Raw genomic sequence first — 15,823 nt, 5'->3', positions numbered from 1 at the left:
GCGATGGCTTGAAAGGCGGTTCGCCGGGACTTCCGACGGCGATGGTGGATGCGACAGGGATTGAACCTGTGACCCCCTCGGTGTGAACGAGGTGCTCTCCCGCTGAGCTACGCATCCGCTGGTCGCGAAGGATGGGGCGTATAGCCCGTGGGCTTAAGGCTCGCAAGCGCCCAGCAGGCGCTGGACGGCGTCCGGCAGCTCGGCGAAGTGGTCGATCAGGACGTCCGGGGCGAGGTCGCGGGCCGGGACCTCGGTGTAGCCGAAGCTGACCAGGATCAGGGGAACGCGCGCGGCGCGCGCGGCGCCGGCGTCAGTGGCGGCGTCGCCGACCATCAGCGCGCGGTCTGGCGTCCCGCCGGCGGCGGCGATGGCGGCCTCCAGATGGCGCGGGTCGGGCTTGGCCGCCGGCGCGGCATCCGGACCGACGACCGCGTCGAACAGCCGCGCGAGGTCGAGCGCCCGGAGCAGGCTGTTGGAGAGACCTGTCGGCTTGTTGGTGCAGACGGCCAGGCGCGCGCCGTCGGCCCGCAGCGCCTCCAGGGCGTCCACGACGCCAGGGAAGGGCCGGCTCTCGTCGGCGATGTGGGCCAGGTAGCGGGCGATGAAGCGGTCGAAGAGCGCCGGCATGCGCTCGGCGGGCAGGGGCTCGCCGGCCGCCTGGAAGCCACGCTCCAGAAGCCGCCGCGCGCCATGGCCGATGAGGTCGCGGGCGTGGGCCATGGCGAGCGGCCGCAGGCCTTCCTCGGCCAGTATGACGTTCAGCGTGCCGACCAGGTCGGGCGCGGTGTCGACGAGGGTGCCGTCCAGGTCGAACGCGACGACGGCGTCCGACAGCGCCGCCCCGCGCCTGGCCGCCCTCGTCCTAGCCGCCATTGACGATCGCGGTCGCCTTGTCGAGGTTCGCCGCATAGTCGGTGAGCGCCTGGGCGGTGATGCCCACATACTTCTGGGCGTCGTCGAACCGCCGCTCCTCGATCGCCTCTCGCACGCCCGGCAGGGTCTTGGCGCCGTAGCCGGTGAAGCGGCCGGGCGCATAGACCACGTTCATGTACCAAGGCCGCCCGGGAAGGCCTTCCGGACGCAGCAGCGTCTGGTCGAGCGGCTTGATCACCGCGTTGAGCTTCGCGCGCTGGGCCTTGGCGAGGCCCTGGCCCTTGGCGGCGAGGGCGGCGTCGAAGGCCCGGGAGCTGGCCTTTAACTTGCCCACGGCCCCGTCGAGCGCCGCGAAATCGAGCGTCGGCGACTGGGCGAGCGGCGCGGGGTCGGCGTGCGGATGGGTCGGGTCGGCGGCGAGCCCATAGGCCTTGCCGGCCAGCAGCTTCGCCTGGGTCCTGGCCTCATCGCGCCGGGAGTCGGCGAGCTTCTTCACCTCGTCCAGATAGCCCGAGACGGTGTCGGCGAAGTCGCCGTAGCGCTGTACGGGCAGGTCGGTGTCGGCCAGCCGCATGACCGCGCGCCCCACCGTGCGGGCCAGCGCCGCGTCATAGGCGAAGCCCGGATCCACGAAGCGGCTGTGATGCTCGTAGTCGTCGTAGAGCGAGTGGTAGACCCCGCCGCTCTCGCCCTCGCCGCCATAGCCGAAGTCGATCGACGGCAGGCCCAGGTGCTGCAGGAAGGCGGAGTAGTCCGAGCCGGAACCCAAGGGACCGAGCGGGATGTCCTTGGACGGGTCCGACACGGCCTTGCCGGCGGCCTTGGCCTGTTCGCTGGCGCCGGGCTCGGCGGCCACGACCTGCAACCGCGCGCGCGCGCGTTCGCCGACCGAGACGCCGGTCTCGGGATCCTTCACATCGGCCGCCACCTGGTTCACGAAGTGCTGGAAGTCGTGGCTGCCTTCTGCGCGGAAGAAGCCGCGGCCGTTGCCGTCGGAGTTGATGTAGACGACGCCCTTGGCCTTCAGCTCCGCGCCGTGGGTCTCGGCCCATTCCGTCGAACCCAGAAGCATCGGCTCCTCGCCGTCCCAGCTCGTGTAGACGATGGTGCGCTTGGGCTTCCAGCCGCCCTTCATCAGGACGCCGAAGGCCTTGGCCTCGGCCAGTAGGGCGACCTGGCCGCTCAGCGGGTCGGATGCGCCCATCACCCAGCCGTCGTGGTGGTTGCCGCGCACGATCCAGTCGTTCGGCGCCTCCGTGCCCTTCAGCGTGCCGACGACGTCATAGAGGGTCTTCAGCGACCAGTCGGACTTGACCGCCAGGTGGACCTGGCCGCCGGCCGCCGACCCGCCGATGTGATAGGTGATCGGCAGGGATCCGCGGAAGTTGACCGGCGCGACCGGGCCGTCGAGCGAGGCCAGCAGGACCTGGGCGTCGGCGTAGGAGATCGGCAGGCAGGGGATCTTCAGGATGGTCACCGCGTCCTTGCGATCCAGGCGCTTGGCGTCCTCAGTCGAGCCGACGCCAGGCGTCAGGGGATCGCCCGGATAGATCGGCATGTCGGCGACCGAGCCGCGCTGAAAGCCGTGCGGCGGCCGCGCCGCGCCCTTCGGATAGACGTCGTCCGTCGCGTAGCCGTCGTCCTTGGGATCGGAATAGATGATCGCGCCCACCGCGCCATGCATCTGCGCCAGCAGGGGCTTCAGGCCGCGCCAGCCGCCGCCGTAGCGGGTGATGGCGATCTTGCCCTTCACCGAGATCCCCATGCGCTCCAGCGCCAGATAGTCCTCGGGCATGCCGTAGTTGACGTAGACCAGCGGGGCGGTGACGTCGCCGTCGCCTTGGAAGGCGACGTAGGCGGGAAGCGCATCCTTGGTGTTGGTCGCCGGATCGCCGGGGATCGGCGGCTCCTGCAGGGTCGCCTTGAACGGCGCGCCGGGCCCGCCGACCAGTTCGAGATTGACGCTGATCGGGGTGGGATAGAGGACGTCGAAGGTCTCGATCTTCGACTCCCAACCCCAGGATTTCAGCTGGGCGGCGATCCATTCGGCGTTGGTCTTGTCGTGGACGGAGCCCACGTGGTTCGGCTCGGCGGCGAGCAGCTTCAGCCAGCCGCCCATTTCCGCCGGATCGATCTGGGCGTCGAACTTGGCCTCCAGCGCCTTTGAGTCCATCGGCGGTGGGGTGGCGGCCCAGGCCGTGCTGACGGCGCCGATGGCGCAGGCGGACAGAAGGGCGGCAAGGCCGGTACGCATTTTCATGAAGAGCTCCCCGAAGACGCCGGACGCTAGCCGGTTCTCGCCCCCGGCGCCAAGGCTTGGTAAGCCTCCCGCAGACTTTCGATGACTCGCAACCGGGGACGCCCAATATGACAGCCCGCGCCGCCGTAATCCTCGCCGCCGGCCAGGGCACGCGGATGAAGTCGCCGCTGCCCAAAGTGCTGCACAAGGTGGGCGGCCGCACCCTGCTGGACCGGGTGATCGACACCGTGGAGGCCACCGGCTGCGAGCGGATCGTGGTGGTGGTCGGCGCCGGACCGTCCACGGTCCGTGACCTGGTGGCGAGCCGGCTGGGGGAGGGGGCGATCGCTGTCCAGGACCCGCCGCTCGGCACCGGCCATGCGGTGATGGCCGCCCGCGAGGCCCTGGCCGACTTCGAAGGCGACGTGCTGGTGACCAATGGCGACTGCCCGCTGCTCGCGCCGCACGATCTCGATCCGCTGTTCGCGTTGCGAGGCGACAAGGTGGCGCTAGCGCTGCTCGGCTTCGAACCGCACGACGCGCTGCTCTATGGCCGGATGATCCGCGGGGCGGACGGCCACGTGATCCGCATCGTCGAGCCGAAGGAGGCGACCGCCGAGGAGCTGGCGGTGAGGGTCTGCTACGCCGGCATGCTCTGCGCGGAGAAGGGGCGGCTGTTCGGCTGGCTCGACCGCACCGGCAACAAGAACGCCAAGGGCGAATACTACCTCACCGAGATCGTCGCCCTGGCCGCCGCCGACGAGGCGATGGTCAAGGCCTCCATCGCCCCGGAAAGCGCGGTTATGGGCTGCGACACGCCAATGCAGCTCTCGCAGGCCGAGGCGATCTTCCAGCAGCGCCGGCGCGCCCACTTCCTGGCCGAGGGTGTGGCCATGCTTGCGCCGGAGACCGTGCACTTCGCCTGGGACACTCAGCTCGCGCCCGGCGCGGCCATCGAGCAGTTCGTGGTCTTCGCGCCGGGCGTCACGGTAGAGACCGGGGTGACCATCCGCGCCTTCAGCCACCTGGAAGGCGCCGTCGTGCGGGCTGGCGCGATCGTCGGCCCCTACGCGCGCCTGCGGCCCGGCGCCGACATCGGCGAGGACGCCCACATCGGCAATTTCGTCGAGGTGAAGAAGGTCACCGTCGGCAAGGGCGCCAAGGCCAACCACCTGAGCTATCTGGGCGACGGCACGGTGGGGGCCGGCGCGAACCTCGGGGCCGGCACGATCTTCTGCAACTACGACGGCTTCGACAAATGGGAGACCCATGTGGGTGAGGGAGCCTTCATCGGGTCGAACAATTCGCTGGTGGCGCCGGTGACGATCGGGCCGGGGGCCTATACCGGCTCGGGTTCGGTGATCACCCGGGCGGTGGCGGCCGACGCGCTGGCGGTGGCGCGCCCGAACCAGGTGGAGAAGGCCGGCTGGGCGGCCCGCTTCCGGGAACGCAAGCTGGCCGAGCGCGCGGCCAGGAAGGGCAAGGCGTGAGCGACGCCGAGGCTCAGAAACGAGCGGCGGGCGAGGCCGCCGCGGCGCTGGTCGAGGACGGCATGGTCGTGGGCCTGGGCACCGGCTCGACGGCGGTCTGGTTCGTCAAGGCGCTGGCGGCGCGCGGCCTCGACCTGACCTGCGTGGCGACGTCGGTGGCGACGGCGGAACTCGCGGCGAGCCTCGGCCTGAAGGTCGCCGAGCTGGGTGAGACCAAGCCGATCGACCTCACCGTCGACGGCGCCGACGAGATCGGTCCCGGACTCTCGCTGATCAAGGGGGCCGGCGGGGCGCTGCTGAGAGAGAAGCTGGTGTGGGAGGCCTCGCGCCGCTGCATCGTCATAGCCGACGCCGCCAAGCCAGTGACAATGCTCGGGAAATTCCCATTGCCGATCGAGGTCGTGGCGTTCGGCCACAAGATCACGGCGCTGCGCATCTGCGACGCGCTCAGCGAATGCGACATCGGCGCCGCGCCGCGGCTGCGCATGAAGGACGGCCAACCCGTGCGAACCGACAGCGGCAACCTCATCTATGACGCAGCCTGCGGGCGGATCGAGGAGCCGGCGGCGCTGGCGTTCGCGCTGAAGAGCGTCACCGGGGTCGTGGAGCACGGCCTTTTCCTCGACCTGGCCGACCAGGCCTTGATCGGCGGCGCGGCGGGCGTGACGTCGCTAGAGCCCTAGAAGACGAAGGAGGCCCTGGTGGCCCAATACGAGTACGACCTCTTTGTGATCGGCGCGGGTTCGGCCGGCGTGCGCGCGGCCAGGCTGGCCGCGATGTCCGGCGCCAAGGTCGCCGTGGCCGAGGAGCACCGCGTCGGCGGCACCTGCGTCATCCGCGGCTGCGTTCCGAAGAAGTTCATGGTCTATGCCGCGGAATTCGCGCATCATTTCAAGACCGCCAAGGACTATGGCTGGACCATCGAGGGCGCGTCCTTCGATTGGCCGACCTTCCTGGCCGAGAAGGACAAGGAGATCGCCAGGCTCTCCGGCGTCTATGTCCGCAACCTGCAGAACGCGGGCGCCGAACTGGCGCACGGCAAGGCGCGGATCGTCGACGCCCACACCGTCGAGGTCACCGGCCAGGGGACGCACACGGCCGACAAGATCCTGATCGCCACGGGCGGGCGGCCTTGGATGCCGGCCGACCTGCCGGGGATCGAGCACGTCATCAGCTCCAACGAGGCCTTCCACCTGCCGCAGCTGCCCAAGCGCATCGTGATCGCCGGCGGCGGCTACATCGCGGTCGAGTTCGCGGGCATCTTCAACGGCCTGGGCGTCGAGACCACCCTTATCCACCGCGGACCCAACCTGCTGCGCGGCTTCGACGACGACGTGCGCAGCCATGTGGCGGAAGAACTCGAGAAGCGCGGGATCACCGTGGTCCTCGGCGCCCAGCATACGGCGATCGAGAAGACCTCGGGCGGCCTCCTGAACCGCTTCAGCGACGGCCATGAGCGGGAAAGCGACGTCGTGATGTTCGCGGTCGGCCGCGAGCCCTACGTGGAAGGCCTCGGCCTGGAGAACGCCGGCGTGAAGCTGACCGACAAGGGCGCGGTCGCCGTTGACGACTACTCCCGCACCAACGTTGAGAACATCTGGGCCGTCGGCGACGTCACCGACCGGATCAACCTCACGCCCGTGGCGATCCGCGAGGGCCAGGCCTTCGCCCAGACGGTGTTCTACGACAAGCCGACGAAGTTCGACCACGAGCTGGTGGCCTCCGCGGTCTTCTCGCAGCCGCCGATCGGGTCGGTGGGGCTGGCCGAGGCCGACGCGCGCAAGCAATACGGCAAGGTCGACATCTATCTGGCCCGGTTGAAGCCCATGAAATACGCCTTCGGCGGCGACGAGCGCTCGCTCCTGAAGCTGGTCGTCGACTGCGCGACGGAGCGCGTGCTGGGCTGCCACGTGGTTGGCCCCGATGCGCCGGAGATGATCCAGATGGCCGCCATCGCGATCAAGATGGGGGTCACCAAGACCCAGTGGGACGCCACCTGCGCGGTCCACCCGACGCTGGCCGAGGAGCTGGTGACCATGCGTGAGAAGTATGTGCCGATGGGCCTGGGCCAGGTGGCATGACCACGGGCCTCGCGGGCGGCGCATCGCGGGACCGGCTGGGCGTCTGGTGCGGCTGGGTGCTGATCGCGGTCTGCGCGGCGACGCCGCTCTTCGCCTGGCTGGCGCCGAAGGGCTTCGCGGCCCTGGTCGCCCTGGGCGGCCTCCTGACCCTTCCGGCGATCCGGATCGAGGACGACGACCGGCCCGGCCTGATCGTGCTGTTCGCGGCCCTGATCTGGGCGGCGGTGTCGACCATCTGGAGTCCGTTCCATCCGAGCCGCCCGGACAACAACACGATCCTCAAGCTCGCCGCCCAGCTGCCGCTCTACTGGAGCCTCATCTCCGGCGCGCGCCGGGCGGATCCTCGTCTGCAGCGCCTTGCGCTCGCCGTGCTCGCCTGGGGGCTGACCGCCTTCGCGGTGATCCTGATCGCCGAGACGATCACCGGCGGCGCGCTCTACCAGCACCTGCGCAACGTTGCCTATGCACCGATGCGCCAGGACATCGCCGAGGCGAAGCTCGGCCACGCGACCTTCGTGATGACCGCGCTCCTGCCGCTGGTGGTCCTGGGCGGCCCGCGCCGGCTGCGGCCTGGGATGGGCCTGGTGATGGTGGTGGGGGCGGGGAGCGCGGCCCTGGCCTTCGGGTCCGATGCGCCGGTCATCGCGCTGGTCGTGGCGCCGCTGGTCGCGCTGGCCGTCTGGCGCTGGCCCTCCGTCGCTCCGAAGCTGATCGCCGTCGCCGCGGCGGCGCTGTGGCTGGGCGCGCCGGCCGTCGTCTGGGCCGTCCGGCATTTCACCGACTACGCCGCCCTCCAGCGCGCCGTCCCGCAGTCCTACGCCATGCGCCTGGGCTACTGGAGCCACGCCATAGACTGGATCCGGCTGCACCCCTTGCGGGGCTGGGGGCTGGACGCCAGCCGGATGTTCGCGCCGGGCATCGACCTGCATCCGCACAACGGCTCGCTGCAGGTCTGGCTGGAGCTTGGCGGCGTCGGCGCGATCGCCGCGGCCGCCTTCTGGGCGGTGACCCTGTTGCGGCTTTCACGGCCCAGGGGCGACCTGGCGGTCGCCGCGGCCGCGGCCTGCGCGGCGGTCTATCTGGTGTTCGGATTCATCAACTTCGGCATCTGGCAGGACTGGTGGGTGGCGCTGGGCGCGCTGATCGTCGTCCTGGCCGGCCTTCACCAGCCATCGACCTCGCCCCGCTTGTCGGAGTAAAAGGCGCGGTTTCGCCCGCCCGGCTCAGCTCGGGATGTGGGGCCGGGGCGTGGAGTTGGAGCGATGACCGAACAGTGGACGCCGGCGTCCTGGCGCGCGAAGCCCGCCCGGCACATGCCGACGGACTATCCGGACGAAGCCGCCCTCGCCAAGGTCGAGCAGACCCTGCGCGGCATGCCCCCCCTGGTGTTCGCCGGCGAGGCGCGCCGCCTGAAGAGCCTGCTGGCCGACGTCTCCGAAGGCCGCGCCTTCCTGCTGCAGGGCGGCGACTGCGCCGAGAGCTTCAAGGAGTTCCACGCCGACAACATCCGCGACACCTTCCGCCTGATCCTGCAGATGGCGGTGGTGCTGACCTTCGCCGGCGGCAAGCCGGTGGTGAAGGTGGGCCGCATGGCCGGCCAGTTCGCCAAGCCCCGCTCGGCGCCCACCGATACCCTCGGCGGGGTGACGCTGCCGTCCTACCGCGGCGACATCATCAACGGCATGGAGTTCGAGGCGGAGACCCGCACGCCGGACCCGCAGCGCCTGATCCAGGCCTACGGCCAGTCGGCCTCGACGCTGAACCTGCTGCGCGCCTTCGCCACCGGCGGTTACGCGGACTTGCACAACATCCACCGCTGGACGCTGGGCTTCGTGGCCGACAGCCCGCAGGGCGCGCGCTACCGCGAGGTCGCCGAGAAGATCAGCGAGACCCTGATGTTCATGGAGGCGATCGGTGTCACGCCCGAGAGCCAGCCGGCCCTGCACCAGGTGGAATTCTTCACCAGCCACGAGGCGCTGCTGCTCAACCTCGAAGAAGCCATGACCCGGATCGATAGCACCTCGGGCCAGTGGTACGACACCTCCGCCCACCTGGTGTGGATCGGTGAGCGCACCCGCGACCTGGACGGCGCGCACGTGGAGTTCTTCAAGGGGATCAAGAACCCGATCGGGGTGAAGTGCGGCCCGACGATGGAGCCCGACGAGCTGCTGCGCCTCGCCGATGCGCTCAGCCCCGCGAACGAGCCCGGCCGCCTGACACTCTACGGCCGCTTCGGCTTCGACAAGATCGAAAAGCGCCTGCCGGCCCTGCTGCGCGCCACCAAGGCGGCCGGCAAGTCGGTGGTCTGGGCCATCGACCCGATGCACGGCAACACGCTGACCGCCAACAATGGCTACAAGACCCGCCCCTTCGACCGCATCCTCTCCGAGGTCAAAAGCTTCGTGGAGATCTGCAAGGCCGAGGGCGTGCATCCGGGCGGCGTGCACCTGGAGATGACCGGCCAGAACGTCACCGAATGCACCGGCGGGGCCCGCGAAGTCAGCGAGGGCGACCTCGCCGACCGCTACCACACCCACTGCGACCCGCGCCTCAACGGCGAACAGGCGCTGGAGCTGGCCTTCCTGGTGGCCGAGAAGCTGAAGGACGACCGGATCGATGCAGCGAAGGCCGCGGCGGGCGGGGCCTGACGGCTGCTCATGCCGGAAACCATGGAGCTTCGGCAGGCCGGCCCGGCGGACGCCGCCGCCATTCGCCGCCTGACCCGCGAGGCCTACGCCAAATGGGTCCCGGTGATCGGCCGCGAACCCAGGCCCATGGGCGCCGACTACGACGCGGCGGTTCGCGACCACCGGTTTGACCTGCTCTACCTTGACGGCGTCCTGGTCGCCCTGATCGAGACGATCGACGAGGGCGATCAGCTGCTCATCGAGAACGTCGCCGTGTCGCCGGGTTTCCAGGGACGGGGCCTGGGGTCGAAGCTGATGGCTCATGCCGACGGCCTGGCGCGCTCGCTCGGCTATCGACGCATCCGCCTCTACACGAACAAGCGGTTCACCGAGAACGTGACGCTCTACCTGAGGCTCGGCTACGCGATCGACGGCGAAGAGGATGTCGGCGACGGGGCGATCCGGCTCGATATGAGCAAGATCCTCGGGGGCGAGCGTCCCTAGGCCGCGACCTTGCCCTTCACCCGTTGGCGGGCCGCCTGGCGGGCGCCGACGGCGTCGACGATCCGGCCGATGGCGCCCAGGCCGTAGGGCGGCATGTTGTTGTAGATGTTCTCGTACTTGCCGGGCTCGATGACGTAGGTCTCGCGCCAGATGCCGACGTCGCCGTTCGACGAGATCGCCTTGTTGAAGGCCTGCCAGGCGGGCAGGTGGGCCTTGTCGCGCGCCTTGGCGTAGGCCTCCAGCGCCTCAAAGCTCTTCCAGTATTGGGTCACGGTCACGTTCGGGAAGCTGAACTGGTTTTCAGCGTGCAGCAGGCCGAGCTCGGGCTGCTTGCCCAGCTCGATCAGCATCCTCGGCATGGCGGCCGCCACCGGCAGCCACTTCCAGAATTTCCAGGGCTTGTTCACCCGCATCCCGATCAGGAAGACGACGAAGCCGCCGTCCATCTCCGCGCAGATGCGTCGCTCGACGATCTTGGCCATTCGGCGCCTCCCCAGGGTCCATGACAATATACGGCGAACGCCGTGATCCGGATGTGCCTTCCGCGTCACGCCGCATGTCAGTCGCGAAGGACGGCTGAAGCTTAGCTTGCCCGCGCGGGCCGCCTGCGCCAGTGTCCGCCCCTCTTTGAAAACTAGGCGCCACCGTCATGGACCCTCATCCGGCCCAGGCGTCCTCCGTCGCGGGAGGGCGTCCCCGTCCTGTCCGCACCGAACTGGCCGCGCTCCTGAAGCTCTCCTGGCCGGTGGTGATCTCACGCCTGGGCATCATGGCCATGGGCCTGTCGGACGCCATCGTGGTCGGGCGCTATTCGGCGACCCAGCTCGGCTACCACGCCCTCGGCTGGGCCCCGACCAGCGTGGTGGTGACCATGGCGATCGGCTTGCTCTCCGGCGTCCAGGTGATGACCGCGCGGGCGATCGGCGAGGGGCGGCGGCACGAGACCGGCGCCGTGCTGCGCCGAGGGCTCGTCTACAGCCTGTGGATCGGCGCGATCTCGGCGGGTGTCCTGGCGATCGGCGGGCCGGTGTTCCTGCACGCCATCGGCCTGGAGAAGAGCCTGGCGGACGGGGCGAGCCGGGTCCTGCTGGTCTTCTGCCTGTCGCTGCCCGGCTATGCGCTGAGCGTCAGCGCCAGCTTCTGGATGGAGGGCCTGTCGCGGCCCGGTCCCGGCGCCTGGGCCATGTGGATCGCCAACGCCATCAACCTGGGCTTCGACCTCCTGCTGGTGCCCGGGACCTTCGGCCTTCCGGCGCTGGGCGCCATGGGCGGCGCCTGGGCCACCACCGGCGCGCGGACCTTCCTGGCCTTCGCCATGCTGGGCTACATCGCGCTGATGCCCGAAGCCCGCGCGCTCGGCGTCTTCGACAAGCCCGAGCGCAACCGCTCGGCGGAGGCCGAGCAGCGGCGGATCGGCTTTGGAGCCGGCGCGTCCAACTTCTTCGAGGTCGCCGCCTTCGCCAGCATGAACATCATCGCCGGCTGGATCGGCGGCCTGGCGGTCGCGGCCTGGACGATCGTGCTCAACGTCGCGGCCATCGTCTTCATGGTCCCCCTCGGATTGTCGACGGGCGCGGCCGTGCGGGTCGGCCGGGCCTATGGCGCGCGCGATCCTGTGGGTGTGATCCGCGCGGGCCTGGTCGCCTTTGGCGTCACCGGCGTCTTCGGCCTGCTGGTCTCGTTCGCCGTCTGGCCGAACGCCGCCCTGATCGCCAGCGCCTATACGGAGAACCGGCTGACGCTGGTCATGGCGATCCCGGCGCTGGCGCTCTCCGCCCTGATGTACTTCCCGGACTCCCTGCAGGTGGTGACCGCCCAGGCGCTTCGGGCGCGCGGCGACGTCTGGATGCCGACCATCACCCACCTGACCAGCTATATCGTGGTCATGATGCCGCTTGCCTGGTGGCTGGCGATCCCCCGGCACATGGGGATCATCGGCATGGTCTGGGCGATCGTGATCGCCAGCTTCGTCTCGGGCGGCCTGTTGCTGGCGCGATTCTGGATGCTCAGCCGCAGGGGCTAGCCCGCGCCCAGAATCCAGCCTTCTTCACGCTCGGCGTCGAGCACGACGTCCGCCGCCGTACCCTTCGGCGGACCGAAGAGCGCGCCCAGCTTGTTGGCCTCGTCCAGCCGGGCGAAGTGTTCCGCGAGCGTGCGCACCTGCATCAGGTCCTTGATCTCGCCCACCGCGCCCAGCGGCTTGACCAGCGACGGATAGACTTCGGCCAACACCACGTCGACGCCGGCCAGGTCGGCTTCCGTCAGGGACTTGAAGCCGGTCTCGAACGGCCAGACCTTCGCCGCCTCGCCGCGCGCGATCTTCAGGCGGCGCGCGACCGGGATGCCCATGATCGCCTGGCCGCCGACGGAGCCGTTGTAATAGGTCTTCCAGATCGGGGACGCGCCCTTGGCCGCGAGCTCGGCATGGCGAAGCTCGGGCAGGTCGTCCGGGCCGTGCGACCGCAGCTTGGTGGCGGTCAGGGTGGTCTGCACGTCCTTGGGCGGCGCGCCCCAGAAGGGGAAGGCCTCGCCCGTCAGGAGCCGGTTGAGCTGCGCGGCCACATTGAAGCGGTTGTTGACGTTGGTGGGCTTGTCGACAACCCGCTTGCCGAGCTCGTCCCAGGCCGCGCGCCAGGGTTCGCCCTTCAGCTTCAGCACCTCGGCGAACCCGCGCGGGAAGCCCAGCGGGAAGTCGAAGCCCACCAGGGCGCGCTCGGAACGCTTCTTGAGGTCGCCGAGTATCGTGTTGAGCCGCGCCTCCGCCGTCGTCCGCGTGGCTTCGTTGAACGCCTCGAAGGCCAGGCGGAAGCGCACGTCGCGCTTCAGCACGCCGATCCAGACGGAGTCCGCCCCGGTGGTGGGCTTGGAGGCCGCGCTCCAGTCGACAATCACATAGGCGCTGAAGAGGCGCGGCACGGCAGGCTCCGGTTCGGTGGACGAGCGGTTCTAGACCCTAGACCGTGACGCGCCAATGGCAGGGCTCAGCCCAGTTTCACCAGCATCTTGCCGAGGTTCTCGCCCTTGAAGAGGCCGATGAAGGCGTCCGGCGCCTTCTCGATCCCTTCGAAGACCGTCTCCTTCCAGGTCACCTTGCCCTCGGCCACCCATTTCGACAGGTCGGCTATGTACTGCGGCATCATCCCGAAATGATGGGAGACGATGAAGCCTTCCATGCGGATGTTGCGTCCTATCAGCTGGGCGAGGTTCGAAGGGCCCGGCTCGGGCTTGGTGGCGTTGTAGATCGAGATCATCCCGCAGATCGCGAAGCGGGCGAAGAGCTTGGCGTTGTTCAGCGCCGCCTCCAGGTGATCGCCGCCGACATTGTCGAAATAGACGTCGATGCCGCCGGGCGCCGCGGCCGCCAGCGCGGCGTTCAGATCCGTCTCGGCCTTGTAGTCGATCACGTGGTCGACCCCGATCTCCTTCAGGTAGGCGACCTTGTCCGCACCGCCGGCCGAGCCGATGACGACGTGGCCCCTGGCCTTGGCGATCTGGCAGACCATCGAGCCCACCGCGCCGGCCGCGCCGGAGACGAACACCACGTCGCCGTCCTTCAGGGCGGCGATCTTCAAAAGGCCCGCATAGGCGGTCAGTCCGGGCATGCCGGCGGCGCCCAGGAAGGCCGATACGGGCAGGCCGCGCGGGTCGAGCTTCTGCAGCGCCGCGGCGGGTGCGTTGAACCCCTCGCGCCAGCCGAAGCCCGACTGCACGAGGTCGCCGGCCTTCAGCGCCGGATCGTTGGACACGGTCACCTCGCCGATCGCCCCGCCGTCCAGCGCCTTGCCCAGCTGGAAGGGCGGGGCGTAGCTCTTCACGTCGTTCATGCGGCCGCGCATGTAGGGGTCGACCGTCATCCAGAGGTTCTTGACCTGCACCTCGCCGGCGGCCGGCGCGGGCAGCTCGACGCTGGCCATTTCGAAGTTGCCGGCGGTGGGCAGGCCGGAGGGGCGGCTCTTCAGGCGGATTTCGCGGACGGTGGTCATGGCGCTTCAGCTCCTTCGGGCTCGTGCGGGCCCGTTCAAACACTTGTTTAGCTTAGGCGAGCGGGTGGCGTCGAGGGCGATGACCTGATAGGCGGCGGACCCTATTCGGAGCTTTCCATGGCTGAGTCCCTGCGGGGTGGCGTCATCGGCGCGGGCGTGTTCGGCGGCTATCATGCGCGCCAGTACGCGACCCTGCCCGGAAGCGTCCTTTCCGCCGTCCTCGACACCCATCCCGACCGCGCCGCGCAGGTCGCAATGCCGCTGGGCGGGCGGGGTTTCACGGACATGGCGGAATTCCTCGAGGCCGTGGATGTCGTCACCGTGGCCTCGCCCGCGACCTTCCACGCGGAACACGCGCTCGCCGCCCTGGCGGCCGGCAAGCCGGTCTATATCGAGAAGCCCATCGCCACGAGCGTCGCCGACGGCGAGAAGGTCCGCGCCGCGGCCGCCGCCAAGGGCCTGACGGTCGCCTGCGGGCATCAGGAGCGCGTGGTGTTCCGGGCCATGGGGCTGCTGGACGTGCCCGAACAGCCGCTGTTGCTGGAGGCGCTGCGCCACGGGCCGCCGTCCGACCGCAGCCGTGACGTCTCCGCCGTGCTCGATCTGATGGTCCACGATATCGACCTGGCGCTGGCGATCTCCGCGGCCGACCCCTTGACCGCGGAAGGCGAGGGGCGGCTGAGCGACGACGGCGTTTGGGACCTGGCCCGCGCCGAGGTCAGTTTCGAGGACGGCTTCACGGCGATCTTCGACGTCTCGCGCCAGGCGCCCGAGCGCAAACGGACGATGCGGGTGGTCTATCCCTCCGGCGAGGTCGAGATCGACTTCATGGCCAGGACCTTCCGCAACACCACGCCGTTCGCCCTGAACGCCGAGTTCGCCGACACGCCGGCGGGACGCGATCCCCTGGGCGCCAGCGTCGAGGGCTTCCTGAAGGCAGTGCGCGGCGAGGCGCCCCGACCGATCGTCACCGCCGACGAGGCGATCCGCGCGCTCGACCTGGCGCTGGCCATCGAGCAGGCGCTCGCGGAATAGGAATGAAGGCGCTAGCGTCTGCCGACAGTTTCCGGAGCGACCCCATGAGCAGCGCCTATGACTACGAGTTCAAGACCATCGAAGGCGCGGCGCTGCCGCTGACCAGCTTCAAGGACAAGGTCGTGCTGGTGGTGAACACCGCCTCCGCCTGCGGACTGACGCCGCAGTACGACGGGCTGGAAAAGCTCTACTCGGACTACCGGGACAAGGGCCTGATCGTGCTGGGCGTGCCCTGCAACCAGTTCGCCGGCCAGGAGCCGGGGACCGAAGCCGAGATCAAGGATTTCTGCGAGACCCGCTTCAACGTCGACTTTCCGCTGACCTCCAAGGTCGACGTCAAGGGCGAGGGCGCGCACCCCTTCTACAAGTGGGCTGAGAGCCAGCTGGGCGAGCCCGCCGTTCCGGTGTGGAATTTCCACAAGATCCTGATCGGCAAGCACGGCGAGGCCCTGCAGGCCTTTGGACCGCGCACCGAGCCCGAGGCCCCGGAAATCACCGGCGCGATCGAAAAGGCGCTCTAGCTAGGCGCCCGCCCGCTGGCCGCGCTTGCCGCGCACCGCCAGGTCGACCGCCAGCAGCCGGTTCTCCCCCTCCATGCGCAGGTCGACGCCGGGCTGGTTCATCATCGCGACATAGTCGCCGAGCGAGTCCTCCACGGCCTGGCTGAAGCCCTGGGCGTCCTGGGCCTTGTTCATCTGGATCTTGCCTATCCGCAGGACCTCGGGGCTGTTCTGCGCCACGCGCGCGGCCCAGGCGAAGGTTTCGCGCTCCAGATCCGCCTTGGGCAGCACCCGGTTCACCAGACCGTATTGGGCGGCTTCGGCCGCCGGGATGAAGCGGCTCTCGAAGATCAGCTCCTTGGCGCGCCGGATGCCGATGTCCCAGGGGATCGACATATATTCGACCATGCCGGCCAGGAACTCGGCGTCCTCGGCGGCGAAGATCACGTCCATGGCCGCCGCCAGCATCCAGCCGGCGTAGATGCAGTAGC

15 protein-coding genes and 1 tRNA gene are annotated in these 15,823 nt (G+C 69.5%); 9 read left to right on the top strand and 7 right to left on the bottom strand.

The window, feature by feature from the left end:
* Nucleotides 1–42: 42 nt before the first annotated feature.
* From ACESMY_RS20935 to ACESMY_RS20925, 3 genes are all read right to left on the bottom strand, one after another.
* Nucleotides 43–117, bottom strand: a tRNA-Val gene (locus ACESMY_RS20935).
* 36 nt (nucleotides 118–153) lie between these two features.
* Entirely contained in the window at nucleotides 154–873 is a 720-nt protein-coding gene (gene gph, locus ACESMY_RS20930) for a phosphoglycolate phosphatase (protein ID WP_372786567.1), read from the bottom strand.
* Entirely contained in the window at nucleotides 863–3,133 is a 2,271-nt protein-coding gene (locus ACESMY_RS20925; protein ID WP_372786566.1) for a transferrin receptor-like dimerization domain-containing protein, read from the bottom strand. The genes gph and ACESMY_RS20925 overlap by 11 nt, the downstream gene beginning before the upstream one ends.
* A 107-nt stretch (nucleotides 3,134–3,240) precedes the next feature.
* On the opposite strand from ACESMY_RS20925, the gene glmU reads away from it, so the two are divergent.
* The 6 genes from glmU to ACESMY_RS20895 all read left to right on the top strand — a co-directional run bounded on the left by glmU (nucleotide 3,241) and on the right by ACESMY_RS20895 (nucleotide 9,814).
* Nucleotides 3,241–4,602 carry a bifunctional UDP-N-acetylglucosamine diphosphorylase/glucosamine-1-phosphate N-acetyltransferase GlmU gene (gene glmU / locus ACESMY_RS20920; RefSeq protein WP_372786565.1) on the top strand — a complete coding sequence of 454 codons (1,362 nt, stop codon included), beginning with the start codon at nucleotides 3,241–3,243 and terminating at the stop codon, nucleotides 4,600–4,602.
* Nucleotides 4,599–5,285 carry a ribose-5-phosphate isomerase RpiA gene (rpiA, locus tag ACESMY_RS20915; protein WP_372786564.1) on the top strand — a complete coding sequence of 229 codons (687 nt, stop codon included), beginning with the start codon at nucleotides 4,599–4,601 and terminating at the stop codon, nucleotides 5,283–5,285. Before glmU ends, rpiA begins: the two co-directional genes overlap by 4 nt.
* 18 nt (nucleotides 5,286–5,303) lie before the next feature.
* A complete protein-coding gene (gene gor / locus ACESMY_RS20910) occupies nucleotides 5,304–6,683 on the top strand; it encodes a glutathione-disulfide reductase (protein WP_372786563.1) in 1,380 nt (459 codons plus the stop codon).
* Nucleotides 6,680–7,882, top strand: coding sequence for an O-antigen ligase family protein (locus ACESMY_RS20905; protein ID WP_372786562.1), 1,203 nt, complete (start codon nucleotides 6,680–6,682; stop codon nucleotides 7,880–7,882). Before gor ends, ACESMY_RS20905 begins: the two co-directional genes overlap by 4 nt.
* A 63-nt stretch (nucleotides 7,883–7,945) precedes the next feature.
* Nucleotides 7,946–9,331: a class II 3-deoxy-7-phosphoheptulonate synthase gene (locus tag ACESMY_RS20900; protein ID WP_372786561.1), complete on the top strand. Its 1,386-nt coding sequence runs from the start codon at nucleotides 7,946–7,948 to the stop codon at nucleotides 9,329–9,331.
* 9 nt (nucleotides 9,332–9,340) lie between these two features.
* Nucleotides 9,341–9,814 (top strand): GNAT family N-acetyltransferase, encoded by a 474-nt coding sequence (locus tag ACESMY_RS20895; protein ID WP_372786560.1) that lies wholly within the window; start codon nucleotides 9,341–9,343, stop codon nucleotides 9,812–9,814.
* Here ACESMY_RS20895 and ACESMY_RS20890 read toward each other — a convergent pair.
* Nucleotides 9,811–10,296: a DUF4188 domain-containing protein gene (locus ACESMY_RS20890; RefSeq protein WP_372786559.1), complete on the bottom strand. Its 486-nt coding sequence runs from the start codon at nucleotides 10,294–10,296 to the stop codon at nucleotides 9,811–9,813. The two genes, ACESMY_RS20895 and ACESMY_RS20890, sit on opposite strands and share 4 nt — an antisense overlap.
* Before the next feature lie 167 nt (nucleotides 10,297–10,463).
* Here ACESMY_RS20890 and ACESMY_RS20885 point away from each other — a divergent pair, with 167 nt between their 5' ends.
* Entirely contained in the window at nucleotides 10,464–11,837 is a 1,374-nt protein-coding gene (locus tag ACESMY_RS20885) for an MATE family efflux transporter (RefSeq protein WP_372786558.1), read from the top strand.
* Here ACESMY_RS20885 and ACESMY_RS20880 read toward each other — a convergent pair.
* On the bottom strand, nucleotides 11,834–12,730 hold the full coding sequence (locus tag ACESMY_RS20880) for a cobalamin biosynthesis protein CbiG (protein WP_372786557.1): 897 nt from the start codon (nucleotides 12,728–12,730) through the stop codon (nucleotides 11,834–11,836). The genes ACESMY_RS20885 and ACESMY_RS20880 overlap by 4 nt on opposite strands.
* Before the next feature lie 65 nt (nucleotides 12,731–12,795).
* Nucleotides 12,796–13,797, bottom strand: coding sequence for an NADP-dependent oxidoreductase (locus ACESMY_RS20875; protein ID WP_372786556.1), 1,002 nt, complete (start codon nucleotides 13,795–13,797; stop codon nucleotides 12,796–12,798).
* Nucleotides 13,798–13,914: 117 nt separating this feature from the next.
* Here ACESMY_RS20875 and ACESMY_RS20870 point away from each other — a divergent pair, with 117 nt between their 5' ends.
* Together ACESMY_RS20870 and ACESMY_RS20865 are read left to right on the top strand one after the other, a co-directional pair.
* A complete protein-coding gene (locus ACESMY_RS20870; RefSeq protein ID WP_372786555.1) occupies nucleotides 13,915–14,832 on the top strand; it encodes a Gfo/Idh/MocA family protein in 918 nt (305 codons plus the stop codon).
* A 44-nt stretch (nucleotides 14,833–14,876) separates the two neighbouring features.
* Entirely contained in the window at nucleotides 14,877–15,353 is a 477-nt protein-coding gene (locus ACESMY_RS20865) for a glutathione peroxidase (protein WP_372786554.1), read from the top strand.
* Here the strand turns inward: ACESMY_RS20865 and ACESMY_RS20860 are convergent.
* A partial coding sequence (locus ACESMY_RS20860) for an enoyl-CoA hydratase-related protein (protein WP_372786553.1) occupies nucleotides 15,354–15,823 on the bottom strand: 470 nt, incomplete at its 5' end.

Source organism: Phenylobacterium sp. (assembly GCF_041691455.1).
Lineage (GTDB): Bacteria > Pseudomonadota > Alphaproteobacteria > Caulobacterales > Caulobacteraceae > Phenylobacterium.
Note: the sequence above shows the minus strand (reverse complement) of the source record. Positions and strands in the feature narration are given on the sequence as shown.